Origin of the sequence: Psychrobacter sp. CLB018 (genome assembly GCF_041222815.1) — a bacterium.
GTDB lineage: Bacteria > Pseudomonadota > Gammaproteobacteria > Pseudomonadales > Moraxellaceae > Psychrobacter > Psychrobacter faecalis.
Genome location: NZ_CP166085.1, coordinates 140,728 through 166,354, shown reverse-complemented (window position 1 = coordinate 166,354; position 25,627 = coordinate 140,728). Strand labels below are relative to the sequence as shown.

Below are 25,627 nucleotides of genomic sequence, written 5' to 3'. Positions count from 1 at the left end.
ACCAATTTTAAAGAGAATCCTCCAATATATTCTCAATAAAAAAGGCAGCCATCTGGCTGCCTTTTTTGGTTAATCATTATGATAAATATTATTTTTTAGTTTTAGTAACGCCAGCTTCCTGCAACAGCGCGCCAAGCGTACCTATTTTATTAGGTGCTTCTTTATTAGGTGCTGCTGCTTTCTCCGCTCTAGGTGCTTTACGACGGTTGTTGGCATTATCTTTATCTTGACGATTGCCACGTGGTTTTGACGAACGCTTATCAGCCACTGGACGGCTATTACTTGGACGGTTGCTATTCGAATGATTGCTACGTGGACGGCTAGTCTTATCGTCATTACCCTTACCTTCTGCAACTGACTTCGCAGCTGGGCGTACGGGTTTTTCAGACTCAGGCTTCATACTAAAGCCGATACGGCCACGTTTTTCGTCGATAGAAATCACACGTACCGAGACGATATCACCGGGCTTAACGCGGTTCATCGGGTCAGCGACGAAATCATTGGCCATCTGTGAGATATGCACAAGACCATCTTGGTGGACGCCGACATCAACGAAGCAACCAAAAGCTGTCACGTTGGTAACAACACCTTCAAGCTGCATGCCCTCGCTTAAGTCTTTAATACTATTAACGTCTTCACGGAAGTTAGCCGTTTTAAACTCAGGGCGCGGATCACGTGCAGGCTTGGCAAGCTCTTCGATGATGGCTTTGACACTGATATTATCATCATTTGCAGCCAGCGCAGTGGTATCGATGCTGTTTAACACGCCATCGTTACCGATAACTTCTGGTAATGCTTTACCGGTTTGCTCAAGTAAGCTGTCAACCAACGCATAGCTTTCTGGATGCACGCCTGTCGCATCAAGGGGATTGCTACCGCCGTGGACGCGTAAGAAACCTGCCGCTTGCTCAAAGGTTTTTACCCCTAAGCGTGGTACGTTTTTCAATGCTTCACGGTTATCAAAGGCGCCGTGCTCTTTACGATAGGTGACGATTTGCTGGGCGACATTTTTATTCAAACCCGCAATGTGCGCCAAAATAGCAGGACTTGCGGTATTTACATCAACACCAACGGCGTTTACGCTGTCTTGGGTAACTTTATCTAGGCTATCTGCCAACTGGGTTTGGTTGACATCATGCTGATATTGACCAACGCCAATCGCTTTTGGGTCAACTTTAACCAATTCTGATAGCGGGTCTTGCAAGCGACGGGCAATAGAAACCGCACCGCGTACCGATACATCTAAATTGGCAAGCTCGTCACTAGCAAGCTCACTTGCCGAATAAACAGAAGCGCCTGATTCATTAACGATTACGGCTTTGGCTTTTAACTCAGCGTTGGCCGCCAAAATCTCTTTAATCATCGCGTCTGTTTCGCGGCTCGCCGTACCGTTGCCGATAGCGACCAAATCAACGCCATAAGTGCTTAATAATTCATCGATGACTTTTTTGGCTTCATCCATCTTATTATCGGGGGCAAACGGATAAACGGTGGCGACGACAGGCTTTTCTTCGCCATCTAGCATGACATGGCCTTGGGTATCAACAATCGCCATTTTAACGCCATGGCGGATACCCGGATCAACGCCTAGAATCACCTTACGGCCAGCAGGCGCTGCCATAAGTAAATGCTGTAAATTATTGGCAAATACATCAATGGCATCGGCTTCAGCGGTCAGACGTTTTTCTGTCAATAAACGATGCTCAATATGCGGACGCCATTTTTCTTTCCATAAACTGGTCGCGGCTTCTGTTAAAAACTCTTGACGTTCTGCTGGCGCTTTGGCATCAACCTCAAAGTGCTTGATGATTTTTTCGATAAATGGCGCGTCTTCGCCTTCGATTTTAAGACCTAAAACGTTTTCTTGGCGACCGCGAAGCATCGCTAATAGACGATGATTTGGCAGACGCGCCAAGCTTTCACTATGTTCAAAGTAATCTTTGAACTTCTCGCCAACTTCGCGTTTTTCTTCACTAGCAACGCTCGATACGATACTCGCCGTTTTCGCAAAGCCACTGCGTAGATTATCGAGTAAGTCTAACGCTTGCGTCCATTCATCAACGATGATGGCTTGTACGCCTGCCAATTGCTTGTCGATATCGCTGAAGTCAACTTCAATCTCATTACCACTGTCATCGGTAATGCTAGATTGTGCTTGATAATCGGCAAGCGCCTCTGTCGGTGTAATCTCTTGTGTTAACAGCGCTTGTGCGGCCACATCAAGACCAGCGGCGCGTGCTTTGGCCGCTGGTGAGCGGCGCCGCGGACGGTATGGCAAGTAGATGTCTTCAAGCTCGAGTTTCGACGTCGCATTATCAATACGCGTCTGCAGCTCGTCAGTCAAATTGCCCTGTGTGCTTAGCAGCTCGGTGATTTTGAGGCGACGGGTTGCCATATCGCGCTCATAATTAAGCGACTTCTCTAAAGCTCGCAGCTGCGCATCATCAAGATTCTGCGTCTTTTCTTTACGGTAACGGGCGATAAAAGGCACGGTCGCGCCTTCATCGTAAAGTTCGACAAACGCATTGACTTGAGCAGTCTTAATGCCAAGCGCGCGAGCAAGCTTGTCGTGAATATTCGCGTGTGTGGTTGCATCCAAAACCTGTGCATTTGTCGAGGTTTGAGATGGCGTTAAGGTATCAGTGCTACTCATAGACGTATCAATCGTTGAGAAATGTAGTTTTGCATTATAGCAAAAGCTGCATGAATAAAAATCCTTTTTATCTTTTCGTTATTTATCGCCTGTTTTCTGGCAAAAATCGTCTGATATCGCCCGTTCTTGCGCCTTGTTAAACAAACGCATACAGCATTTAGCATTATCATTGATGCAATTATTACAGCAATCTTATACACTAAAGTCTCAATCGCACAAATATTGCAGTTTACTACTGTACTGAACAATAGTTTGTTATATTTATTGATTTTTAGCAATCGATGGAATGATTTCTAGCTAGCAGCACTAATATTGATACCTTTATGGATGCTTTTCTGGATTCTATTTTTATTAACAAAAATATTTACCCTTGTATTTTTAATCACAATTTCTACCAATAATAATTTTTATAAGAGGATGACTGTATGACAGATAACAACAGCCCTGACACCTTAAACCAGCGCATTTTGGTCGTTGATGACGATGCTCGCTTGCGCTCTTTATTACAACGTTTTCTAGAAGACGATGGTTTTGTCGTCCGTACCGCTCATGATGGCAATCAGATGGACAAATTGATGCAACGTGAGCTGTTCTCATTGGTGGTATTGGATTTGATGCTGCCAGGCGAAGACGGTATTAGTATCTGTAAGCGTTTGCGTGAAGATAATGGCGATATTCCAATTATCATGCTGACGGCCAAAGGCGGAGACGCCGATCGTATCGCTGGCCTTGAAGCCGGTGCTGATGACTATTTGCCAAAGCCATTTAACCCAAAAGAGCTACTAGCACGTATCAAGGCGGTACTACGTCGCCAAAATCGTGAGCTGCCGGGTGCGCCAAGCCATCAACTTGAAGTGGTTGAGTTTGGACCATGGACGCTTGATTTATCGACCCGTACCCTAAAACGTGATGGCAATGTGGTCACTTTGACGACTGGTGAATTTTCAGTATTAAAGGCCTTGGTGCAGCATCCGCGTGAGCCGTTGACGCGTGATAAATTGATGAACCTTGCTCGCGGTCGTGAATGGGGTGCGATGGAGCGTTCTATCGATGTGCAAGTATCACGTTTGCGCCGCCTGATTGAGGATAATCCGTCACAGGCGCGTTATATCCAAACCGTTTGGGGCGTCGGCTATGTATTCGTACCCGATGAAGCAGAAGTTGAAGCGGCTAAAAGTGAATAGCTTTAGCATTCAATGTTGATACTATTTAATGCCATAAAAAAGCCCTGCAATTAATGTGCAGGGCTTTTTATGGTTCTAACTATTGCTTTAATATTTAATGCCTTATGCATAAAACTAACGTAATTGACTGTCCTTACTACCGCGGCGATTAAATAGCTCAGTTGCCTTTGCTTCTTTTTCAAGCTCAGACTGACAGCTAACGCAGTGCTGCACACCCGGTACCGCTATGCGCCGGGCTTCTGGAATGAGATTGCCACACTCATCGCAAAACTCAGCGCTTTCACCGGTTGGCAGTGCTCGCCGTGCGCGCTCTAACGCATCGTTAACCGTTGCATCCATTTGCTCATGTTCTGCTCCATCTCTTGACCAGCCACCTGCCATAATCGTATCCTATTTTTTATTAATGCTATTTAGGCTTTAATTGATAAAAGTCTTTAATAACAAATAGATGGGGTTATATGGCACTTATTTCAATCAATAAACGCTTTTATAAACACCATTAGGGCGTGTCTTCAATTCAATCGATGGACATCTAAATGGGCTAAAAATGGCTAAATTTTGCCAAACTTCATCAAATAGCTAGGTAATATCCCGATATTAACGGCGCTATTTTCCTTGTTTGACTGCAATTTATCTCATTTTTATCACCATTTTTAAAATGAAGACACGCCCTAATAGTGATAAAAATAATGGGCAATAAGATAGCAAATGATGATTAATCTTTTGGTTGCAGCTCAACCACTTGACCGCGCACGCCGATGCTTTCATCACTCATCAAAAACACATAACCGCCCATAATATCTTCTGGCGTTTTCAGGCTCATCGGATTTTCACCGGGAAAAGCATGAGCGCGCATATTGGTACGGGTGCCGCCAGGATTGATGCAATTGAAGCGTAAATTGGTGGTATTTTGCGTCTCTTGGGTAAAGATATCACTCATGCCTTCTACCGCTTGCTTAGACAGTGCATAGGCACCCCAAAACGCGCGCGGATGGGTGCCAACGCTACTAGAGGTAAAGACGATAGAACCATGAGCGGCATCCTTAAGTAATGGCAGTAGCGCTTGGGTGAGCATAAAGGTAGACGTAAAATTGACCTTCATCACCTGAGCAAACATATCGACATCGTACATCTCAAGCGGCGTCAAAGCACCTAGCATGCCAGCATTGTGCAATACCCCATCGAGCTGTCCGACTTCTTTTGCTATCAGATTCTCTAGCGTTTGCATCTCAGCATAAGTCGCGCCTTCGAGATTCATCGGTAGCATGGCAGGCTGCTTGCCGCCAAAGCTTTCGATTTCATCATAAACATATTCAAGTTTGCTACTGGTACGCCCCAACAATAACACCGTTGCGCCATAGCGCGCATAGCTCAAGGCGGCAACACGGCCGATACCATCACCAGCACCCGTGACTAAGATTGTTTTACCATCTAAGCAGTTATCAGGCGGTATAAAATTACGAATATCATCGTGCGATACAGAGGGTACAGCGTTTTGCGCAGCTGCTTGATTGGCTTGCTGCGGCGTGGGCGGATTAGTATTGTCACTCATGGCATTACTCACTGCTTATTATTTGATGATTTAATAGGTAGGTTGCTTATTAGCTATCTCAATGAATGGCTTATTTGCTTTATAAGTAGTTATTTTATAAATAGTCAAACTTACCAGAAGAGAGTAAAAGCTTACTCAATTCTTTAGGAGTGTCGGTAATGTAGTCAGCGCCCCATTTCTTTAAGTTTTTTTGATCTTCAGGCGGGATATAACCATAGGCGGCTAAAATGGTCGTCATACCAGCGGCGTTGCCCGCTTCAATATCGCGTATATGGTCGCCAATATAAAGCACGCTTTCAGCAGCGCCGCGCGGGATAGCGAGTTTTTCTAAGGCCACATACATCGGCTCTGGATCTGGCTTAGAGCGTGATACATCATCAGGACAAACCAGTACCGAGCAGCGCTCATCTAACTGCATTGTTTCTAGCAAAAGCTCTGCTAAATAGCGCGGCTTATTGGTGACAATTCCCCACGGCACGCCTTTATCCTCTAAGGTACGCAGTACTTCTTCAAGCTCGCTAAAAACACAGCTATCGACGCATATATCGGCTTCATAATCGTCTAAAAACTGCTGACGAAACTCAAGTAACTCTTCTTCACTAACCTCAAGCTGGCCGTTGTGCCGCAGCATCAAGCGTACCATCGACGAAGCGCCTGCGGAAACTTGCTCACGAATCTCGGCTTCAGGTGGCGCTTGCCAATCATTCTCGCCGCTCATTTTACCAATAATCCGGACGAAATCGGCGGCAGTGTCGATTAACGTCCCATCAAGGTCGAACAAGACAGCTTTTACAAATTGACTCATAACAGGCGCTCTTAATTTTGATTTAAAACATGGATTTAAAAAGTGATTAAAAAGGAATACTTATAAAAACGATTTACGACAGCGGTTTTTGTACCGCCATCATATAATTGACATCGACGTTTTGCGCCAACCAGTAGCGTTTGGTCAACGGATTATAATGCAGCCCAATGATATCTTGACGGCTAAAGCCTGCATTGAGCGCCATTTTATCCAATTCCGCTGGGGTGATAAATTTGGCGTAATCATGGGTACCGTGATCAAGCAGACGCAATACATACTCAGCGCCAACGATGGCAAATAGGTAGGATTTAGGGTTGCGGTTAATGGTCGAGAGCACGCAAACGCCGCCTGGCGCTAGTAGCTTAAAGCACGCCTCAACGATGGCGGTTGGGTCTGGTACGTGCTCGAGCATCTCCATACAAGTGACCACATCGAACTCACCGGCATGGCTTTCAGCCAATTGCTCAATCGGAATGTGCTGATAATGCAAGGTATCATCTAAATTGCTTTGCTCTGCATGTAAGGCCGCCGCTTTGAGATTTTCTGTGCCAAGGTCAATACCAGTAACATCAGCGCCGCGTCGCGCCATAGATTCTGACAAAATACCGCCGCCGCAGCCGACATCAAGAACTTTTTTACCCGCCAAGCCCATCTCTGCGGTTTTACTGCTATCAGCACTCATAAAGCCGCGCTTGACGTTGTCTTCTATCCAATTAAGGCGTAGCGGATTGATTTCGTGTAAGGTGGCAAAGGCGCCGTTTTTATTCCACCACTCGCTCGCCAAATTGTTGAATTTTTCTACTTCGCTGGCATCGACATTAATCGCCGTGTTTTGATTGAATTCGCTAGCAGCCATGCTAGCATCGCTAACATGGTCAGCAGGATGGTTTTGTTGATGATTCACAGGCTGCGCAGAAGGTGGAACTTGGCTCATAGGATTTTTCCTTTATTGGCATTATAGTTATTATCGGGAAGTATGATGCTACGCTCAATATTAGCATGAGAGCAGCAACTTTGTCGTGAGTACATCGTCACCGTTTGTGAAACGCGCAAGTTATAGCGCTATGTGTCGGTTATTTTTAAATTGAAAAAACTCAGCTTAACGACTTTGGATTGACGATCGGGCTGAACTTTATGATATAAAATAAGCGCAAAACCATAAGTAAGATACCTTAAATAATAGCTCACAGCTTTACAACCGTTAGTTAAGAATCGGGTTCACAACTATGGGCATTTTACGCTATTATAGGCAGTAGTCTATAAAAGGGTGATTTAGGCGACGCATTGCCGCTTAAACTTGTGAGACCTCTATACAAATGCGCTAAATGACTGCTGAATCGAACCTTCTGAAACAATTATTCTGAATCTCGACACCTCAAGGAAAAAGTATGAAACGTATCATCGCATTGACTGGTTTGGCTTGTGCTATTGGGTTTGCCAATATGGGCGCACAAGCCGCCAATTATGTCGCAGGAAAAGACTACCGCGTGCTAGACAATCCAGAAAAAATCAGCGGTGATGCTATCATTGTGCGTGAATTCTTTTGGTATGGCTGCCCGCATTGTAACGTCCTCAATCCACATATGGAAAAATGGGCAAAAACCAAAGACAAAGACGTGGCATTTTTCAAAACCCCAGCCGCGCTAAACCCTGTTTGGGAAGCCAGCGCCCGTGGTTTCTACGCCGCGCAATTACTTGGCTATGAAGACAAAACCCATGATGCCCTATTTGATGCGGTGCATAAAGACGGCAAACAGTTATTTGACCAAGCGTCACTGAGCAAATGGTACGCATCTAAAGGGGTGAATGAAAAGAAATTCAATAGTCTTTATAACTCATTTGCCGTTGGCACAAAAATTGGTCGCTCACAAGCTGGTGCTAAGCGTTATCAGCTTTCGGGCGTACCAGCAGTAGTCGTCCATGGCAAGTATGTGGTGACTGGTGAAAGCGCCACTGTTCCTAAAGTGGTTGATTATCTCGTTGATAAAGTACGCGCCGAGAAAAAATAATTTAAAGTGTGTGAATTATTAAGAAAATGAACGTTTATAAAAATGCAAAAAGCCAATCTTTAACGATTGGCTTTTTTATAGGTCATGGTTTATAAATTAATATAAGCATTATTATTAATTAGCTTTTAAGCTGCGACAATATCGCCACTTCACGAATATAACTGGCCAAATCTTCTTTAGATTCCGCCATCAATTCATCGTCTTGTGTATGTTTGGCGTATTCAATCCATAGCAGCAGCTGATACAAACTATTACGCTCAGAGGCTTTGTACTGTTTCACAAACTGCTTTAGCGTACCTTCATCATTGATATTTAAACGCTCAATCCAGCTTTCGATTTTAGAAATCTGCTCTTTTGGAAAAAAAGCGTCGAACAAGGCTTTAACCAATTCATGGCGGTTTTCTTCACTGATGAGTTTACCGACCCGTTTGGTTTGACGATTGCGCGCATTGGCACTGGTAATATCAGCAAGCGCCATCAGCTCCGCCATAAAATAATCACTTGCTGGCAGGTTTTTGAGCTGTTTTTTCGATAAGCTGGCAAGCGGTATCGACAATGCCTGTAAGCGCTCATGAGCTTTTTTGAGCTCTGTGCGCGAGACGCGCATATCCTGTTCTGACCAGTCAATCATAAAAGCTTTCCATTTTTCGAGATAGTAAATAATAGAGTTTATTGCGTCTTGCTGATTATATTGCTTGAGCATTCATCGTAGCTAATAACCATTAATAATTAGCATTACTAGCCTAGCTTTACCAACGATGTTTTTCGCGGTGCTTAGCGGTAATACTCAAACCTTCGGGCAGGCTGGTAGTCAATTTATCTTGCAAATGCTTGGTAATAAATACTGAGCGATGCTTACCACCGGTGCAACCAATCGCAACCGTCACGGTATGGCGATTATTATGTAAAAAATCTGGCAACCAGCGCGTCAGAAATGTAGCGATATCGTCAGTCATCTCTGCCACCTCTGGATAATCAGCAAAAAACTCAGCAACTTCCGCATCAAGACCCGTCGCGGCGCGTAGCTTTGGGTTCCAATGCGGATTGGGCAAAATGCGTACATCAAAGACAAAGTCGGCATCGATTGGGCTGCCGTATTTAAAACCAAAGGATAACAGGTTAATGGCGATTTGATTGTCGGCCCCAACATAATCGCGCAGGCGTTCTTTTAGCTGATGAATATTAAGCATACTGGTATCAATTTTAAGATCCGCACGCCTAAATATCGGCTGTAAAAGCTGGTTTTCTTTTTCAATTGCCGCTGGTAAATTATCAGTGGTATTTTCTATACCTTTGCTATCTTGCACCATCAAAGGATGAATGCGGCGAGTGGCATTAAAGCGCGCCACCAAGATATCCTCTTGCGCCGTCACATAAATGACGGTGAGCGCCTCTTCGCCATACGTCCGCTTTAACGTATCGTGTATTTCGGCAAAATTGGACAAATCGGCACGCGGAGTGCGAATATCGACCCCAAGGGCGACGCGTTTAATCCCGCTATCACAAACCAGCTTTTGCGCCGCCTCGGGAACCAATGACAAAGGCATATTATCAATAGAATAATAACCCAAATCCTCTAGGATATTGAGTACAGAGGTCTTGCCCGAGCCTGAGCGCCCTGACACCACCAAGATACTTAAACCATCTTTATGTGTCTGTGTCTGCTCGTTATTTGATTTGGCGTGCTCATTGTCCTTAGTTGTACTCATGATCCGTCATCCTTATACATTGCGCCTAGCCACTACCGCGCTCACGACGGCAGTGTTACCGTCACTAGCTGATTGTCTAACAAGCGTGCACGGCCCAACCAAGCAGCAACTAAAATCACCAAATCTTGCTGGCTTCCAGCGGAAATTGCAGATTCTTCATTTATCTCTAAAGCATCAAGCTGCGCCGTTTTAACTTCTAAATAGTCAATGATAAAACCTGCAGCAGTGATACGCGCGCTAGCCGCTGCTAATAAATGCGCAGGCCCTTGTTCGATATGCGCGCCATTCATTAGCTGATCGGCTAGTAGCTGTAATTCTTGATGAAGTATAGGAGCGATATTGCGCTCAGTTTCAGTTAAATACTGATTGCGCGAAGACAAAGCTAAACCATCAGCCGCCCGTACGATAGGTGCGCCAATGATTTTAATCGGATAACTTAAATCACGCACCAACTGCTGAATAATGGCCAACTGCTGATAGTCTTTTTGCCCAAATACGGCCACTTCTGGCTGGACGATATTAAAGAGCTTTGAGACGACAATACCAACACCATCAAAATGACTAGGACGCGATTGGCCACATAACTGGCTGGTGATTGCGCCTGCTCGAACGGACGTTGGTGGCGGTAATACCGGATACATCTCATCAATACTGGGCGCAAATACGTAATCGGCATTCACGGTAGTAAGTTTGGCAACGTCCTCATCTAACGTCCGAGGATAGCTATCAAAGTCTTCACCGACGCCAAATTGGGTAGGATTGACAAAGATACTCACCACGACAATATCGGCATGTTGCTTGGCAAGCTTGACCAGCTCAAGATGGCCATCATGTAGATTGCCCATCGTTGGCACTAACGCAATACGCTGCTTGCCATTTTGCTGACCACGATAAGGGTTTAGAGCGTTACGCAGTGCTGAGATGTGATGATGAATAATTGGCATGGTTACTATGTTTCATCCTGACAGCTTGTTCTACTGATAATGGTCAAATCATTAAATCAAATACGACTTACTTTAATACAATTTACTTTAATACAGCTAGCTAAATTGGTGCTGCTCAGTGGGAAAACTGCCGTCACGTACCGACTGCTGATACAGCGCAAAAGCCCCTTCAATACTACCCGCGCTATTACGCTCGTCAGTTAAAAAGTCATGGACAAAGCGTGGCACGCGGCCGTGCACCATACCAAGCATGTCATGCATGACCAGAACTTGACCATCAGTAGCAGCACCAGCGCCAATCCCAATAACCGGCACAGCTACGGCTTCTGTAACTGCTTTAGCAAGCTCAGCGGGTACACATTCTAATACCAAAAGCGCTGCACCCGCCTCGACGACCGCTTTAGCATCAGTTAACAGTTTTTCTGCCGCAGCATCACCGCGCCCTTGGATTTTATAACCACCAAAGACATTGACAGATTGCGGCGTCAGTCCTAAATGCACACAAGTCGGCGTACCTGCTTGCGCCAAGGTTTTGACCAAATCGCAAAGCTCACGACCGCCTTCAATCTTAATCACATGCGCGCCCGCCTGCATCAGCTTGCGGCTATTGGCGACCGCATCTGCTAGCGTCACATAACTCATAAATGGCAAATCCGCTAAAATCAGCGCATGCTTATTACTACGGGCGATATTGGCCGTATGATAAGCCATATCATCGACGCTAACTGGCAAGGTTGAATCATGACCCTGTACCACCATGCCCAGACTGTCACCAATCAAAATCGTATCGATTTGCGCGTTGTCCATCATACGCGCAAACATGGCGTCATAGCAGGTCAGACAGGTGAATTTAACACCGTCTTTTTTAAATTTATTTAAAGTAGATAACGTTGTCATATCACCCTCAATGCGGTTAACTATTTATAGCTTTTGATATTTTAATAAAATGCACAGCCACTATCGTAGCATCCAACTTATTCATAACTCTACAGAGGCACTAAAGAGGCGTTAATTCAGTTTTAATAGCTTCAGCCCCGTCCAATCGTCACTGGGCGGATAATCCGTTATTGGTTTGTTTAAAATGATTAACTCTGGCGCCAACTCTCGTAGCGGTAACAAAACAAAATTACGCTCATGCAAACCTGCGTGCGGTATCGTTAATTGCGGCTCTGAGATTTCGATATCACCATACAATAAAATATCGACATCAAGGCTGCGCTCACCCCAGCGGCGCAGACGAGCGCGTTTGGCTTGTTGCTCTAGCAATTGACAAAATGCAAGCAGCTCAAACGCAGTTAAGGTAGTCTCAAAACCTACCACCGCATTGACAAAGTCAGGCTGGTCTTGCGGTCCCATTGGCGCCGAAGCATAGAAAGAAGACACACGTACCGCTCGTATTTGCTTATTTTCTTGCATAGCTACGACGGCTTGCTGTAAATGCTCTACCGGCGAACCTAGCTCGTTTTCTAGATTGCTGCCTAAACCAACATAACAAGTAACCCAAGTCATACCGTTACTACTTTTATTGTCATTGGCATTGTCATTACTAGCTTCAAAGTGCCTGTTCATAATTCTCACTGTGCTTTAGTACTTTAAAGTCGGTTTGTAAGCTTAAGCGTTGTTAGTGCTTGGCTGACGGCGGCGGCGTTTTGATGGTACCGGCCCTTTTTGCTCATTCATTTTACTAGCAGCTGTTTGATTCTGAGCTGACTGAGTTTGAGTGGTCTTTTTCTTAGTATCCTGCTTGGTTTTAGCAGGTTTGTTAGAAGCAGCTTTTTTAGCAACAGACGGTGCATCCTCAGCAAATTCTGCCGCAGTTTTAGGGGCTTTTTTCTCATACTTGGCCGTATTTACTACTTGCTCTTTATCGCTAGCTGGTTTTGCCGCTACGTTAAGCAAGTTATCAGCGTTATTTTTACTGTCAGTATTACTATTATCCGCTATCACAGTAGGTTGACGACGGCGACGTTTATACGGTATCGGCTCGTTGTTTATGCTGACAAGCGCTGGCGTTTGGGCGACAGTACGCTTAGTATGGACATTAGTATTGGCCGTTGTAGATAAAGCTGACTGGTCAAAATCGGCTTTGCTAGCAGCAGACTTGGTATCGACTGGTTTAGCTTTTGCATGCTGCTGCGCTTGCTTATCAGCGTTAGCAGAGCTGTCAGATTGTCTTGCAACTCCTGCTTTCTTAAATGAAGTGCTTTCAGCTTTTGGGCTTTGCTCCACAGGCGCTTGCTTTGGTTTAGCATTAGATTTTGGCTGATCGTCCGTTGGCAACTGCTTGCGTAATGGCGGAACTACTTTTTCATGCTCGATGACAAATAACGGTGCAGGCTTGGCATCGTGGCGCTTATTTGCCGTTTGCTTGCCAGTGTTCGCCAGGGATAACTGCTGCAATTGCGCCAGCTCATTATTATCTTGTGCTGCTTGCTGCTTATCATAGCCCTTATGATGACTATTATTGCTGGCACTATGACTGCCATTGTTATTAGCCTGCTGAGTAGACTGGCTGGCAGCGCGGCGGCGGCGTGACGGCACGTTTGAGGCATCATTAGCCTGCTTGCTATGGGCGTTACCGTCTACATTATTTTGTTGATTGTTTTCTATGTGATTTACCTTATCATGGTTTGATGTGTTTAAAGCTTGCGGCTTTTGACGATTACGCCCGCGACCACGCTGCCCTTGTTTATAGGCACCGCGACGAATGTTTTCATCAAAATCATCAATCGCTTGATCTTGCTGCTGTTCGGTCAGGGTTTGATAGGTTTGCCACCACTCGCCCATGCCATTGGTCGACTCTGAAAGCGGATGTTCGGCATCACCGCACTGCTCACGCAATAGCAAGAAATCAAAACCGGCGCGGAAACGAGGATGCTCAGACAACTGGATAATTTGTTTGCTGCGCGGCGCCGCCAACTTTGGCTGTAATATCCAAATATCACGGATAAATTGTTCGGCAAATTTTGGAATAGCGGTCTTGATACGCTGACGGTCGATGACTTTGCCGGCTGCATGCAATTGCGCGTCAGCAAAAGGCATATTGCGTTTTTTGGCTTTTTCCAATTGATGTAGATAATTTTCCCACAATAACGCGGCATAAAAGAAAGCAGGATTGATACTTTTGCCAGCAGCGATACGTTTGTCGGTATTGATAGCGACTTGTTTGACCAAGGCACTTGGCTCGGCAGGCGGATAAATAACTAAACTGTCAATCGCGCCCGACTCAAACAATAACGGTAGTAGCGGCACTAAATAGCCACCGGTAAACATTTTTTGCGTTTCATCATACAAACGATGCGGAGAGATTTGCTCCAGCAGCGCCCAATTGTCATCGTGGAACTGGGCGGCGAGTTCGCTATCAAAATCAAAACCAAGCTTGGCTTTAAAACGTAGGGCACGCAGCAACCTGACCGGATCTTCTTCGATACGGGTCGGTGCATGACCTAAGAGACGGATAACTTTATTGTCGATATCTTCAAGGGCGCCGCAAAAATCATGTACCACGCCTTTAAGCGGTTGATAATAAAGTGCATTGATAGAAAAGTCACGACGGGCAAAGTCTTGTTTGATATCGCCCCAGACATTGTCGCGCAGAATCATCCCGTCTTGATTGGTATTAGAATTATTCAGTGGTGGTCCACGAAAGGTCGCCACTTCAATAAGTTCGCGCCCAGAGTAGACATGCGCCAATTGAAAGCGGCGACCGATAATACGGCAACGCTTGCCAAAGACGTCTTTAATCTCATGAGGTTTGGCATCAGTGACCGCGTCAAAGTCTTTTGGACGCAGGCCTAGCAAAGTATCGCGCACGCCGCCACCGACGATATAGGCATCAAACCCAGCTCGGGTTAGGGTGGCTATCACTTCGGTAATGGAATTGGGTAATTCAGATTTATTCAGTTCTAACTGCTTGGCGGCACGCTCGGCCATGCATCTACTCCTCGCCTTTATTCTTAACCACCCCGACGAACACAGCGTCTATCAGGCGGATGTACCCGCTAGTTTAACAAATTTTGACCATGGTGGGTGTGTTATGACATTTACTTACATGCTATTTTGTCAATATGGGGGTTAAATAATACAAAATAAAGCGCTTAATCTTGTACGCTTAAACGCTGGCGATTTCTCTCAACCGTTTTTGCGCCGATGCCTTTGACTTTCGTTAATTCATCGACCGTTTTAAAGCCGCCAAACATCTCGCGATATAAAATAATCGCCTGCGCTTTACTGCTGCCAATACCGTTTAATGCCACCAGCTCGGCTTCTGTGGCGCGATTGATATTAATTCTAGTCTGCGTGCGCGCTTGGCTTTGTGCTGCTTCTTGCGTCAATAGATAATGATAAGCGCTTTTAGCATTATCAAAACATGGTGCGGCAAGGGCAGGATGAGACAGCATCACCATGATAGAAAATATGCCTACTAAAAAAACGGCGGCATTTTTAAATAAATTAGCATGCTGCCATTTAATAAATAGGCTTTTATTAGTCACGTTCATGCTGTTTCGCCGCTTCCCATAACGCATCCATCTCATTGATATCGCTATCTTCTAAACGCTTGCCAGCAGCCGCTAATTGCTCTTCTATATAACCAAAGCGTGATTTAAATTTATGTACACAGGTTAATGTTGCAGTTTCAGCATCGAGGTCGAGTTTACGGGCGACATTGACCAAGGCAAACATGCAATCGCCAAGCTCCCTTTCAATCTCTCTGATATTGGTTTTGATTTCAACTTGGGGCTTATCTAAAATCTCGGCCTTTAGCTCGGCAATTTCTTCATCGAGTTTATCAAATGCGCCGCTGACCCCTTCCCAATCAAACCCCAATTTTGACGCTTGTTTTTGCACTTCCTGCGCTTGCATCAACGCACTACCTGCCTTGGTATTATCCAAACGACGCTTCGGCTTGCCACGTGCGGCGCGAGCTTGGTCTTCCTGTGCTTTAATCTCATCCCAGCGACCTTTTACCGCAGCGTCGTCTTGTAGCGTTTCGGCTTCAAAGACATGCGGATGGCGGCGAATCAGCTTTTCTTGCAACGTGGTAATCACATCGCTAATATCAAAGCGCCCTTGCTCTGCGTACATCTGACAATGAAACACCACTTGCAAAAGCACATCGCCAAGCTCGCCCTTGATATCTTCGTCATCATCGCTTTGAACCGCTTCGCCGAGCTCATAGGCTTCTTCAATCGCGTACGGAATGAGGCTATGATTGCTTTGCTTTTTATCCCACGGACAATCTGCGCGCAGCCGTGCCATTAACTTTAATAAATCGTCTAACTCACCAGTTGCTACTGGCGTTCCTTGTACAGGGTTGGGCGGCGTAATAGAAGTTAACGTTTGGTTGTTTAAGTCACTCATAAAATACTCTTATATTTTTTATCTTAGAAACGGATAATTATAAAAATGCTCACATAAAGCACTACTACGGCTTTATGACTCATTTGGTAGTTAGTGTATCATTGAACGCTTATTGACTTATAATCCTGTTATCACTCCCTCATTTTTTACTACGCACGCACAAGGAAGCTTATTATTATGTCCACTTCTGCGACTACTGGCTATCAGCCAGCAACAGATTTTCACCCTATTAGCATTCAGTCATTTAAAGCTTACGATATCCGCGGCGAGCTTGGCGTCAATCTCGATGAAGCTATCGCCTACCGTATCGGCCGTGCCTTTGCCCAAATTTTATTCGAGCGTTATCACAGTGCCGATAATGAGGCTACCGCTGAACTAAAAGACTTAAAGCCAGCTATCGTCATCGGTAGCGATATCCGCCACTCCAGTGAGCAGTTAAAACAAGCAACCATCAAAGGTATGCTCGATGCGGGTGTCGGTGTGATTGATTTGGGTATGACAGGCACAGAAGAGGTTTACTTTGCGACCAGTTATTATCAGGCGTTGGGCGGTATCGAAGTAACGGCTAGCCACAATCCGATTAATTATAATGGCTTAAAATTGGTCAAAGAGTATTCCAAGCCGATTAGCGCCGATGATGGCTTGGCAGAGATTCAAGCGTTGGCAGAATCGGGGCAATTTAGTACGGATAATCAACAAGGCGCATTACAATTACTAACGGATAAAAGCGCTTATATCAATCATGTCATGACGTTTATTGATGTTGATAAATTAAAACCGCTAAAACTGGTAATCAACTCCGGCAATGGTAGCGCAGGTCCAGTCGTTGATTTATTAATGGACAAGTTAGCACAAGCTGGCGCGCCAATTGAAGTGCTTAAATTGCACCATACGCCTGATGGTAGCTTTCCAAATGGCATTCCCAATCCAATGATTGAGGCCAATCGAACCGCCACTCAGCAAGCGGTGCTGGAAAACAAAGCCGATCTTGGCATTGCCTTTGATGGCGATTTTGACCGCTGTTTTTTATTTGATGAATACGGCGAATTTATCGATGGTAGCTATGTCGTTGGCATGCTCGCGCAAGCGTTTTTAAATAAATATGCGGGCGAGTCAATCGTCTATGATCCGCGAGTGATTTATAACACCGAAGCCGTCATTGATGAGCATAACGGTAAGGCGGTTATTAGCAAGTCTGGGCACTCATTTATCAAGCAAGTGATGCGGGATTCTGGCGCGGTTTATGGCGGCGAAATGTCCGCTCACCATTATTTTCGCGATTTTTTCTACTGCGATAGCGGCATGATTCCGTGGCTTTTGACCATTGAGTTATTATCGATTACCGGTAAAACCTTATCAGAATTGGTCAGCGGTTATATTGCAGCCTATCCAAGCTCAGGCGAGCTAAATTTTCACCTGACCACTCATGATGCGCCAGCCATTATTAGCGCTATCGAAGAGAAGTTTAGCGCCGAAAATCCAACCAAATCGATGCTTGATGGCTTAAGTTTAAACTTTGGCGAATGGCGTTTTAACTTACGCGCTTCCAATACTGAACCATTAATTCGCTTAAATATTGAAAGTCGCGGTGATGAGAATTTATTACAAACCAAAACCCAAGAGATTCAGCAATGGCTTGCTAGTAAAGGGGCGGTGCCTGCTTAACTTAAGTAATCATAATGCTAAGTAAAGACATTCTGAACTTATGAGAACGAAAAAGCGCCGGTTAATTTTTATATTAATCGGCGCTTTTATTTAGATTCAGTTCATTAGCTGCTTGTCTGCTACGCTTATTTTACCCTTGTTAAAAAGCTTTATTTGGCGCGACCAATCCCTATATAGTCACCGACCAAATCATCAACCTGCGTTCGCGACAGCGCATTGCGCGCATCGAATATCGGCAGCGCCTGCTCATTAAGCCTAGCAACATCTAGCTTATTTTCTGACAACCAGCTGATAATAAAAATGGCCTGCGCTTCATTAAGCTTTTGGTACGGACTGGCGATCAGTTCCAGTAGCGATTGCTGTCCATAGAGCTCGGCAAGCTCGGTTTGGGCTTTATCACTATATACCAGCGTGCGGATATTATAAGACCAGAGTAGCGCTAACAACGGATGAATAGCCGACTCTGCTGTCCGTCCCGAGCCCGCTTTATAACTACCGCCCCAAATCACCACGGTTTTATGGTCGATAAATCCATCAAAATATTGCCAAAACTTACGAAATATCAGCTCTTTTTGGTCTTCATTGATATTAATGACTGCCTGTAGTAACGGCATAGCTAGACTCTTTTCTGTACTGGACTGCTGCAACTTAACCAACTCTGTCGGTAGTGTATTACCACCAAAGCCCCAGCCTGCTTGCAAGTAGCTACTGCCTACGCGCTCATCAAGTCCCATAATGTGACTGACTTGCTGGATATCGACCTGTTGACTATCAGCCAAGCGCGACATCTCATTCATAAAGCTCACCCTTGTGGCAAGCATCGCCATGATACTACTACGGGCAAACTCTATAGTAGCAATATCTGCTTGATGAAACGCGCGCGCCTGTTGCATCAAAGGCTGTAGCATCGTTAAATGATGGCGGCTATTTGGCGTTTTTTCACCCAGCAACAACAATGATGGATTTAGCATTGAGCTGTACGCATCGCCATCTTTTAAGAATACAAATGGCACATAATAAACCCAAGCGCGCTGCAACTGCTTGGACAATGCGTCAACCGCGCCCAGCTGTTTAATGCCACTCATAATAAGCGGTAAGGTTTGCTGATGACTGTGGTTAAAGGCGGTAATCCAGCTGTCTGCTTGCCATACTGAGCGAATGCTGTCTAAAAATAACCAATATAGCGCAACTTGTTTTCTCTCACTATTATCATCCGTCTTTTCATAGTGCTCTAGCAGCTTACTCGCAGTAGTGGGCAAAGCGTAGCTGACAATCTGCTGCTGCTGCACGTACATCTGCCATAGCGCTTGCAAATGATGCTCAAAACCATATTGTTGTAATTGCTGCGTCAATACCTCTTTATCAGTATAAAGATGCACCGTATGACCAAGACTTGCCAGTACCACCGCACTGGTAATGGCCTCAATACTGTGACCGACGAGGACGCAAACACTGGTGTTTTTAGCGGCTTGGTTAAATGAATGTGGTGCGGATTGGTCGTTATCTGTCTGTTGTTTATTTATAGCGGCAGCGCTCATAAGATTACCTTTTATATTGCAAAGTTGGCAGCGTGGATAAGTGGATAAGCCAGTCGCATGATGCCACTAGCTACTAGCTACTAGCTACTAGCTACTAGCTACTAGCCATAAGCCATTAAGACAACAGCTTAATATGCTGCAATAGCTGATTGGTAGAGGTGTCGAATTGCGCATCGCCGCCTTGCTGCATGGCGGTATGCACCGACTCTGCCATTTTCTTGCCCATCTCAACGCCCCATTGATCAAACGGATTGATATCCCAAATGCTGGCCATGACATAAACCTTGTGCTCATAAAGCGCTATCAGCTCCCCCAAACTATGCGGGGTCAGCTCATCAATAAGGAGCGTGGTTGACGGCTGATTACCACGGTAATATTTGTATTTATCGGCATCAGAAGCCGCTTCAATATCCTTATCAGCAATAGCAGCATTACCAAAAGCTAAAACCCGACTTTGCGCTAAACAGTTTGCCAAAGACAATTCATGCTGCTGCTGTAGCGATTCATTTGTCGCATCATCACTATAACGGCGCACGCAAGCGATAAAGTCACAAGAGACCTGCTGCGTTCCTTGATGCAGAAGCTGATAAAAAGCATGCTGCGCATTGGAGCCAATCTCGCCCCACAAAATTGGACACGTATCATAATCAAGGCGCGCGCCATGCTGCGTCACCGATTTGCCATTACTTTCCATCTCAAGCTGGGTCAAGTAGCTTGGCAAATACTCCAAACGCCCATCATAAGGCAGCACGGTATGCGCATTGACTTGTAAAAAGGTACTATTCCAAACGGCGAGCAAACCTAATAATACTGGCAAATTCTCAGAAAAGTCTGCTTGGGCGAAATGCTTATCCATATTATGTGCGCCGGCTAGCAGCTCTTTAAAACCATTCATGCCAATACGAATAGCGATAGCAAGTCCAATCGCCGACCACAATGAAAAACGGCCGCCAACCCATTCCCACAGCTGCAATTGATGCTCAGGGTGAATGCCCCATGCAGTCATTTTTTCACAGTTGGCCGATACGCCGATAAAATGACGGCGCAAGACGCTTTCTTCCGTGCCAGCGCGTAGCTTTGCCGTAGCGAGTAACCATGACAGTGCTGTCTTGGCATTGGATAGCGTGTCAACGGTGCCAAAAGATTTGGAGGAGATGATAAATAAAGTGGTTTCAGGATTTAGGTGCTTGAGCAAATTATCAAGCTGTGTGCCATCCATGTTAGAGACAAAATGCACCTCGATAGCAGTATCTGCCCATTCATCAAGCGCGGTGGTCGCCATCAGCGGGCCTAAATCTGAGCCGCCAACGCCAATATTAACCACATCAGTGATTGCTTTGCCAGAAAATCCGCGCCATGTGCCGTTGCGTACCCGCTCTGACAATCTTTCTACCTGCGCCAAGCTCTCATGTACATCAGCGGCGACATTTTGCGTGCCAACTTGCAGCTGTTCTGTAGCTGGCAAGCGTAGAGCGGTATGCAGCGCTGCTCGCTTTTCACTGGTATTAACCATCGCCCCTTGTAACAAGGCATCGATACGGCCTGACAACTCGCAACTATTCGCCAAATTTAATAAATTTTCTAGCACCGCATCATTAATACACTGCTTGCTATAATCCATATATAGCGCGCCCGCTTGCGTGCTAAAGCGAGACGTCCGCTCATTATCCTGCGCGAACAATGGGGCAAGCGCCCACGGCTGCTCCGCTAACTTGGCTAAATGCTGCCAATACTTAGAGTGGCGGGCACTTTTATAGCCCTTATTATTTCTCTCATCCATTAGCTATTTATCATCCCTTAACTGCTGCTCGGCAAAATAGATAAACGCTTGCATATACGAGCGCATATCGCCTGCGTCATAACTATCGCCGCGCATGGTCGTCACATTAACGCCATATTTGCTAATCAAGGCATCAATGGCATCAGTCAGTTGAATCTCGCCGCCAACCGACGCTCTAGTATTGGCCAGATAATCAAATATATGATTGCTAAATACATAACGACCGACAACGGCCAATTTTGAAGGGGCATCCGCTAAATTTGGCTTTTCGACAAAACCGGCAACTTTAAAGCTCGCGTTTTTATCAGCTTGCTCGATTTCATGCGCTTGATTAAATGCTTCGTCTAATTGGGCAATACCGTATTTATGCACATCTTCATCTGCTACGTTATTGACCAATATTTGCGAATGCGTGTCTTTAGCAAAGGCCTCAATCATAAACGCCAAATTATCAGTCGTTATATCGGTGGTAAATGGATCGAGCACCACATCTGGCAGCAGTACAGCAAAGTCATGCTCACCGATGATTGGACGCGCCGCCAATACCGCGTGCCCCAACCCTAGCGGTTTGCCTTGGCGTATCATAGACACCGTTACATCCTCGGGTAACCAATTTAAGCTATCAGCTAACGCGCCTTTACCTTTAGTGCGCAATTGATTATCCAATTCAGCATTGATATCAAAGTAGTTTTCGATGGCGCTTTTTTGCGCATGACCGACCAAAACAATATGTTTGATACCCGCAGCAATGGCTTCTTCAACGACATAATGAATAGCGGGACGATTACCAAGTGGTAGCAGCTCTTTTGGCACTGATTTCGATAACGGCAGCATACGCGTACCAAAGCCTGCGACAGGAATAACAGCGTGAGTAATTTTTTTCATAATTTTTAGACTGTATTTAAAAGTGTGAAATAAGAAACATGCTTAATCAATGCTAAGCGCTATGATAGCCATTCGGGTTTTTACTCTGCCAACGCCACGTATCTTCACACATCTCAGTGATAGATAGTGTGGCATCCCAACCTAGCAAATCTTTGGCTTTATCGGCGCTGGCATAGCAGCTGGCAATATCTCCTGCGCGCCGAGCAGAAAACTGGTAAGGAATATTTTGGCCTGATACTTCAGAAAAAGCCGTGACCAATTCTAAAACAGACGTTCCTTTACCTGTTCCCAGATTAATGGGTAAAAAACCTATTGAGCTGTATTTATCTCGACCTACTTGTTTCTGTAAGTAGTTAAGCGCTGCTACATGACCTTGGGCAAGATCAGTGACATGGATAAAATCGCGTACCCCCGTCCCATCGACAGTAGAATAGTCATTACCAAAAATACTAAGTTTTTCAAGCTTGCCAACGGCGACTTGCGAAATATAAGGCATTAAATTATTAGGAATATCATTTGGATCTTCGCCAATTTGCCCAGATGGGTGCGCACCTACGGGATTGAAGTACCTAAGTGGAATAAGATTCCAGCCATCATCGGTTGCCGCTAAGTCCTCTAAAATATGCTCGACCATCAGTTTGCTCTGACCATAAGGATTGGTGCAAGAACGCTTTGATTCCTCATTGATGGGCAAGGATTCAGGATCTCCATAGACGGTCGCAGAAGATGAAAAAACCAAATTCTTAACATCGGCTTCTTTCATAACTTCCAATAAAGCAATGGTGCCACTGACATTATTATTATAATACAGCAATGGCTTGGCCACCGATTCTCCAACGGCTTTTAGTCCCGCAAAATGAATCACACCAAAGAACTGATGCTCGGCGAAGACCTGTTTAAGTAGATCAATATCACGAATATCGCCTTCAACAAACTCGATGGGTTGATCAATGAGCTTGGATACGCGCTCAATAGCTTCACGGCTACTATTAGACAAATTGTCGTAGACAACAATATCATAGCCTGCTTCCTGTAAAGCTATACAAGTGTGTGAGCCAATATATCCAGCGCCACCAGTTACCAATATCTTATTTTTCATAATTGCTACATTTTAATCAAAGGAAAGTTATTTTTAGAATAAAAAAAGACACCCCATTGTAGGAGTGCCTTTGTTTTTTTTCAACGATGTTTTGGTATTAGACTAGCTATTAATACCTAAATTACCAACCGGTAACTTCTTTTAACTTATCGCCAATTTTTGATGGATCGCGAGTATAAGCAATACCAGCGTCTTCAAAGGCTTTAAATTTCTCTTCAGCAGTACCTTGACCACCAGAGATAATCGCGCCAGCATGGCCCATACGTTTACCAGCAGGCGCAGTCACACCAGCGATATAACCAACAACTGGCTTAGTTACGTGCTCTTTGATATAAGCCGCCGCTTCTTCTTCAGCTGTACCACCAATCTCACCGATTAATACGATGGCTTCGGTTTGTGGATCGTCTTGGAACAGTTTTAGCGCATCGATTTGGTTCATACCTGGGATAGGGTCGCCGCCGATACCGATACAAGTAGACTGACCAAAGCCAAGCTTAGTGGTTTGGGCAACCGCTTCATAAGTCAACGTACCAGAGCGTGAGATGATACCCACTTTACCGGGCAAATGGATATGGCCTGGCATGATACCGATTTTGCACTGACCTGGAGTGATAACGCCTGGGCAGTTTGGACCAACCATACGTACATCGCCTGCTTCTTCGATATAACGCTTGGCTTTTAGCATATCGATAGTAGGTACGCCTTCAGTGATTACGACGATCAATTTTACGCCGGCATCGACTGCTTCAACGATAGAATCTAGTACAAATGGCGCTGGTACGTAGATAACTGAAGCGTCAGCTTGGGTCGCTTCCATCGCTTCTGCCATGGTATTAAAGACTGGCAAACCTAGATGCGTTTGACCGCCTTTACCTGGGGTTACGCCGCCGACTACTTTAGTGCCGTACTCAATTGCTTGTTCAGAGTGGAATGTACCGTTTTTACCAGTAAAACCTTGTACCAATACTTTGGTATCTTTATCAATTAATACACTCATTATGTTTTCCTTATTCGGTTGTCTTGCAATAGCAGTTTTCTCGCTCACTTATCGTTAAATGTTAACGATTTATGCTTTTACTAAAAACTGCCATCACGCTGTGACTATAATGCTTAAGCGTCTGGTTAAGCGAGTTATGAATAAAACAGCGCTTACCCTCACGACTTATATTAAAGGCTTATGCTTTAACCGCATCGACAATTTTTTGTGCCGCGTCTGCTAGGCCTTGAGCTGAAATAATTTTCACATCAGATTGCTCTAGTAGCTCAGCACCTTTTTCAGCGTTATTACCTTCTAGACGGACAACGACAGGTACTTTTACGTTCACTTCTTTAACTGCTTCGATAATCGCTTCGGCAATCATGTCACAACGTACGATACCGCCAAAGATGTTGATGAGAACGCCTTCAACACTGCTGTCTTCTAGAATGATTTTGAACGCTTCAACAACGCGATCTTTGGTTGCACCGCCGCCAACGTCCAAGAAGTTAGCAGGTTTGCCGCCGTACAATTTGATGATGTCCATGGTCGCCATCGCAAGACCAGCACCGTTGACCATACAACCGATGTTACCTTCTAAGGCAACATAGTTTAGGTCAAACTCAGCGGCTTTAAGCTCGCGCTCGTTTTCTTGCGTTTTATCTTGTAAGGCTGCAATTTTAGGCAGGCGATATAAAGCGTTTGAATCGATACCGATTTTGCCATCAACACAAACGATTTCGCCATTTTCGCGAACCGCTAATGGGTTGATTTCTAATAATGCAAAATCATTGTCAACGAATGCTTGATAAGCGCCGCTCATCAATTTTACAAACTGGTTGATTTGCTTGCCTTCAAGACCCAGTTTAAATGCCACTTCACGTGCTTGGTAAGGCATTAGACCAACTAATGGATCAACGCTTACTTTAAAGATTTTTTCTGGAGTTTCGCTTGCGACTTCTTCGATATCAACGCCGCCTTCGGTTGATGCCATAAAAGTTACGCGACGCGTAGAACGATCAACAACTGCGCCAAGATATAACTCAGTTTGTACTGGGTACATATCCTCTGCAACCAAAACAAAGTTTACGGGTTGGCCTTCTGCGTCAGTCTGGAATGTAACCAGATTGGTACCGATAAGCTCTTCAGCAACTTGCTTTGCTTCTTCGCGAGTTTTAACGAGCTTCACACCGCCCGCTTTACCACGGCCACCAGCATGAACCTGCGCTTTAATAACCGCAATATCAGTAGGCGTTTTATCAAAAGCAGCAGCAGCTTCGTCGCCATTATGGGCGATGATGCCTTCTTGAATGGGCAAACCGTAGCTTTTCAATAGCTCTTTTGCTTGATACTCATGTAAATTCATTGATTGTATCCTTTATTTTTTACAATTAATAAAAAGTGAAAACAAGTGCAAGGCAGAATAATGCTGCCACACTTATGATGGCGGCGACCGTTATCATAATA

The 25,627-nt window shown here is 45.1% G+C and carries 22 protein-coding genes; 3 read left to right on the top strand and 19 right to left on the bottom strand.

The window, feature by feature from the left end; genetic code table 11:
* Positions 1–88 precede the first annotated feature (88 nt).
* Positions 89–2,653 carry a Tex-like N-terminal domain-containing protein gene (locus AB8P72_RS00720; protein ID WP_369957894.1) on the bottom strand — a complete coding sequence of 855 codons (2,565 nt, stop codon included), beginning with the start codon at positions 2,651–2,653 and terminating at the stop codon, positions 89–91.
* A gap of 425 nt (positions 2,654–3,078) precedes the next feature.
* Here AB8P72_RS00720 and ompR point away from each other — a divergent pair, with 425 nt between their 5' ends.
* A complete protein-coding gene (gene ompR, locus AB8P72_RS00715) occupies positions 3,079–3,837 on the top strand; it encodes a two-component system response regulator OmpR (RefSeq protein WP_068407795.1) in 759 nt (252 codons plus the stop codon).
* A gap of 114 nt (positions 3,838–3,951) precedes the next feature.
* Here the strand turns inward: ompR and AB8P72_RS00710 are convergent, their stop codons facing one another.
* From AB8P72_RS00710 to ubiG, 4 genes are all read right to left on the bottom strand, one after another.
* Entirely contained in the window at positions 3,952–4,218 is a 267-nt protein-coding gene (locus tag AB8P72_RS00710) for a DksA/TraR family C4-type zinc finger protein (RefSeq protein WP_068407796.1), read from the bottom strand.
* Positions 4,219–4,552: 334 nt separating this feature from the next.
* A complete protein-coding gene (locus tag AB8P72_RS00705; protein WP_369957893.1) occupies positions 4,553–5,389 on the bottom strand; it encodes a YciK family oxidoreductase in 837 nt (278 codons plus the stop codon).
* 94 nt (positions 5,390–5,483) lie between these two features.
* On the bottom strand, positions 5,484–6,194 hold the full coding sequence (locus tag AB8P72_RS00700; protein ID WP_193029931.1) for an HAD family hydrolase: 711 nt from the start codon (positions 6,192–6,194) through the stop codon (positions 5,484–5,486).
* 73 nt (positions 6,195–6,267) lie between these two features.
* Positions 6,268–7,128 carry a bifunctional 2-polyprenyl-6-hydroxyphenol methylase/3-demethylubiquinol 3-O-methyltransferase UbiG gene (gene ubiG / locus AB8P72_RS00695; protein ID WP_369957892.1) on the bottom strand — a complete coding sequence of 287 codons (861 nt, stop codon included), beginning with the start codon at positions 7,126–7,128 and terminating at the stop codon, positions 6,268–6,270.
* 454 nt (positions 7,129–7,582) lie between these two features.
* Here ubiG and AB8P72_RS00690 point away from each other — a divergent pair, with 454 nt between their 5' ends.
* On the top strand, positions 7,583–8,203 hold the full coding sequence (locus AB8P72_RS00690) for a thiol:disulfide interchange protein DsbA/DsbL (protein WP_068407799.1): 621 nt from the start codon (positions 7,583–7,585) through the stop codon (positions 8,201–8,203).
* 118 nt (positions 8,204–8,321) lie between these two features.
* Here AB8P72_RS00690 and yjgA read toward each other — a convergent pair whose 3' ends face one another.
* The 8 genes from yjgA to mazG form a co-directional block, all read right to left on the bottom strand.
* On the bottom strand, positions 8,322–8,834 hold the full coding sequence (yjgA, locus tag AB8P72_RS00685; protein WP_068407800.1) for a ribosome biogenesis factor YjgA: 513 nt from the start codon (positions 8,832–8,834) through the stop codon (positions 8,322–8,324).
* A 118-nt stretch (positions 8,835–8,952) separates the two neighbouring features.
* On the bottom strand, positions 8,953–9,912 hold the full coding sequence (rapZ, locus tag AB8P72_RS00680) for an RNase adapter RapZ (RefSeq protein ID WP_193029929.1): 960 nt from the start codon (positions 9,910–9,912) through the stop codon (positions 8,953–8,955).
* A 41-nt stretch (positions 9,913–9,953) separates the two neighbouring features.
* Entirely contained in the window at positions 9,954–10,856 is a 903-nt protein-coding gene (gene panC / locus AB8P72_RS00675; protein ID WP_193029928.1) for a pantoate--beta-alanine ligase, read from the bottom strand.
* A 96-nt stretch (positions 10,857–10,952) separates the two neighbouring features.
* Positions 10,953–11,753, bottom strand: a complete 801-nt coding sequence (panB, locus tag AB8P72_RS00670; RefSeq protein ID WP_193029927.1) for a 3-methyl-2-oxobutanoate hydroxymethyltransferase — start codon at positions 11,751–11,753, stop codon at positions 10,953–10,955.
* Between the two features lie 111 nt (positions 11,754–11,864).
* On the bottom strand, positions 11,865–12,365 hold the full coding sequence (gene folK, locus AB8P72_RS00665) for a 2-amino-4-hydroxy-6-hydroxymethyldihydropteridine diphosphokinase (protein WP_369958252.1): 501 nt from the start codon (positions 12,363–12,365) through the stop codon (positions 11,865–11,867).
* 102 nt (positions 12,366–12,467) lie between these two features.
* Complete coding sequence (gene pcnB / locus AB8P72_RS00660) at positions 12,468–14,789, bottom strand: polynucleotide adenylyltransferase PcnB (protein WP_193029926.1); 2,322 nt, start codon at positions 14,787–14,789, stop codon at positions 12,468–12,470.
* Positions 14,790–14,953: 164 nt separating this feature from the next.
* Complete coding sequence (locus tag AB8P72_RS00655; RefSeq protein ID WP_369957891.1) at positions 14,954–15,355, bottom strand: ComEA family DNA-binding protein; 402 nt, start codon at positions 15,353–15,355, stop codon at positions 14,954–14,956.
* Positions 15,342–16,217 carry a nucleoside triphosphate pyrophosphohydrolase gene (gene mazG, locus AB8P72_RS00650; RefSeq protein ID WP_198327943.1) on the bottom strand — a complete coding sequence of 292 codons (876 nt, stop codon included), beginning with the start codon at positions 16,215–16,217 and terminating at the stop codon, positions 15,342–15,344. The genes AB8P72_RS00655 and mazG overlap by 14 nt, the downstream gene beginning before the upstream one ends.
* 177 nt (positions 16,218–16,394) lie before the next feature.
* On the opposite strand from mazG, the gene AB8P72_RS00645 reads away from it, so the two are divergent.
* On the top strand, positions 16,395–17,882 hold the full coding sequence (locus tag AB8P72_RS00645; protein ID WP_369957889.1) for a phosphomannomutase CpsG: 1,488 nt from the start codon (positions 16,395–16,397) through the stop codon (positions 17,880–17,882).
* 149 nt (positions 17,883–18,031) lie between these two features.
* Here the strand turns inward: AB8P72_RS00645 and AB8P72_RS00640 are convergent, their stop codons facing one another.
* The 6 genes from AB8P72_RS00640 to sucC all read right to left on the bottom strand — a co-directional run bounded on the left by AB8P72_RS00640 (position 18,032) and on the right by sucC (position 25,526).
* A complete protein-coding gene (locus AB8P72_RS00640; RefSeq protein WP_193029924.1) occupies positions 18,032–19,420 on the bottom strand; it encodes a UDP-glucose/GDP-mannose dehydrogenase family protein in 1,389 nt (462 codons plus the stop codon).
* 115 nt (positions 19,421–19,535) lie between these two features.
* Entirely contained in the window at positions 19,536–21,200 is a 1,665-nt protein-coding gene (pgi, locus tag AB8P72_RS00635; protein ID WP_068407819.1) for a glucose-6-phosphate isomerase, read from the bottom strand.
* Between the two features lie 3 nt (positions 21,201–21,203).
* Positions 21,204–22,085, bottom strand: coding sequence for a UTP--glucose-1-phosphate uridylyltransferase (locus tag AB8P72_RS00630; protein WP_068407821.1), 882 nt, complete (start codon positions 22,083–22,085; stop codon positions 21,204–21,206).
* A 52-nt stretch (positions 22,086–22,137) separates the two neighbouring features.
* Complete coding sequence (gene galE, locus AB8P72_RS00625) at positions 22,138–23,184, bottom strand: UDP-glucose 4-epimerase GalE (RefSeq protein ID WP_102077760.1); 1,047 nt, start codon at positions 23,182–23,184, stop codon at positions 22,138–22,140.
* Positions 23,185–23,305: 121 nt separating this feature from the next.
* On the bottom strand, positions 23,306–24,181 hold the full coding sequence (gene sucD / locus AB8P72_RS00620) for a succinate--CoA ligase subunit alpha (RefSeq protein ID WP_068407825.1): 876 nt from the start codon (positions 24,179–24,181) through the stop codon (positions 23,306–23,308).
* A gap of 178 nt (positions 24,182–24,359) precedes the next feature.
* Positions 24,360–25,526 carry an ADP-forming succinate--CoA ligase subunit beta gene (sucC, locus tag AB8P72_RS00615; protein WP_068407827.1) on the bottom strand — a complete coding sequence of 389 codons (1,167 nt, stop codon included), beginning with the start codon at positions 25,524–25,526 and terminating at the stop codon, positions 24,360–24,362.
* Positions 25,527–25,627: the final 101 nt, after the last annotated feature.

Excerpts from the sequence above, each read along its gene's own strand:
- AB8P72_RS00710 (WP_068407796.1), bottom strand. The coding sequence starts at position 4,218 with ATGGCAGGTGGCTGGTCAAGAGATGGAGCAGAACATGAGCAAATGGAT.
- folK (WP_369958252.1), bottom strand. The coding sequence starts at position 12,365 with ATGACTTGGGTTACTTGTTATGTTGGTTTAGGCAGCAATCTAGAAAAC.
- rapZ (WP_193029929.1), bottom strand. The coding sequence starts at position 9,912 with ATGAGTACAACTAAGGACAATGAGCACGCCAAATCAAATAACGAGCAG.
- pgi (WP_068407819.1), bottom strand. The coding sequence starts at position 21,200 with ATGGATGAGAGAAATAATAAGGGCTATAAAAGTGCCCGCCACTCTAAG.
- AB8P72_RS00640 (WP_193029924.1), bottom strand. The coding sequence starts at position 19,420 with ATGAGCGCTGCCGCTATAAATAAACAACAGACAGATAACGACCAATCC.
- ompR (WP_068407795.1), top strand. The coding sequence starts at position 3,079 with ATGACAGATAACAACAGCCCTGACACCTTAAACCAGCGCATTTTGGTC.
- AB8P72_RS00645 (WP_369957889.1), top strand. The coding sequence starts at position 16,395 with ATGTCCACTTCTGCGACTACTGGCTATCAGCCAGCAACAGATTTTCAC.
- panB (WP_193029927.1), bottom strand. The coding sequence starts at position 11,753 with ATGACAACGTTATCTACTTTAAATAAATTTAAAAAAGACGGTGTTAAA.
- AB8P72_RS00655 (WP_369957891.1), bottom strand. The coding sequence starts at position 15,355 with ATGAACGTGACTAATAAAAGCCTATTTATTAAATGGCAGCATGCTAAT.
- AB8P72_RS00630 (WP_068407821.1), bottom strand. The coding sequence starts at position 22,085 with ATGAAAAAAATTACTCACGCTGTTATTCCTGTCGCAGGCTTTGGTACG.
- sucD (WP_068407825.1), bottom strand. The coding sequence starts at position 24,181 with ATGAGTGTATTAATTGATAAAGATACCAAAGTATTGGTACAAGGTTTT.
- galE (WP_102077760.1), bottom strand. The coding sequence starts at position 23,184 with ATGAAAAATAAGATATTGGTAACTGGTGGCGCTGGATATATTGGCTCA.
- AB8P72_RS00720 (WP_369957894.1), bottom strand. The coding sequence starts at position 2,653 with ATGAGTAGCACTGATACCTTAACGCCATCTCAAACCTCGACAAATGCA.
- AB8P72_RS00700 (WP_193029931.1), bottom strand. The coding sequence starts at position 6,194 with ATGAGTCAATTTGTAAAAGCTGTCTTGTTCGACCTTGATGGGACGTTA.
- panC (WP_193029928.1), bottom strand. The coding sequence starts at position 10,856 with ATGCCAATTATTCATCATCACATCTCAGCACTGCGTAACGCTCTAAAC.
- yjgA (WP_068407800.1), bottom strand. The coding sequence starts at position 8,834 with ATGATTGACTGGTCAGAACAGGATATGCGCGTCTCGCGCACAGAGCTC.
- AB8P72_RS00690 (WP_068407799.1), top strand. The coding sequence starts at position 7,583 with ATGAAACGTATCATCGCATTGACTGGTTTGGCTTGTGCTATTGGGTTT.
- AB8P72_RS00705 (WP_369957893.1), bottom strand. The coding sequence starts at position 5,389 with ATGAGTGACAATACTAATCCGCCCACGCCGCAGCAAGCCAATCAAGCA.
- mazG (WP_198327943.1), bottom strand. The coding sequence starts at position 16,217 with ATGAGTGACTTAAACAACCAAACGTTAACTTCTATTACGCCGCCCAAC.
- sucC (WP_068407827.1), bottom strand. The coding sequence starts at position 25,526 with ATGAATTTACATGAGTATCAAGCAAAAGAGCTATTGAAAAGCTACGGT.
- ubiG (WP_369957892.1), bottom strand. The coding sequence starts at position 7,128 with ATGAGCCAAGTTCCACCTTCTGCGCAGCCTGTGAATCATCAACAAAAC.
- pcnB (WP_193029926.1), bottom strand. The coding sequence starts at position 14,789 with ATGGCCGAGCGTGCCGCCAAGCAGTTAGAACTGAATAAATCTGAATTA.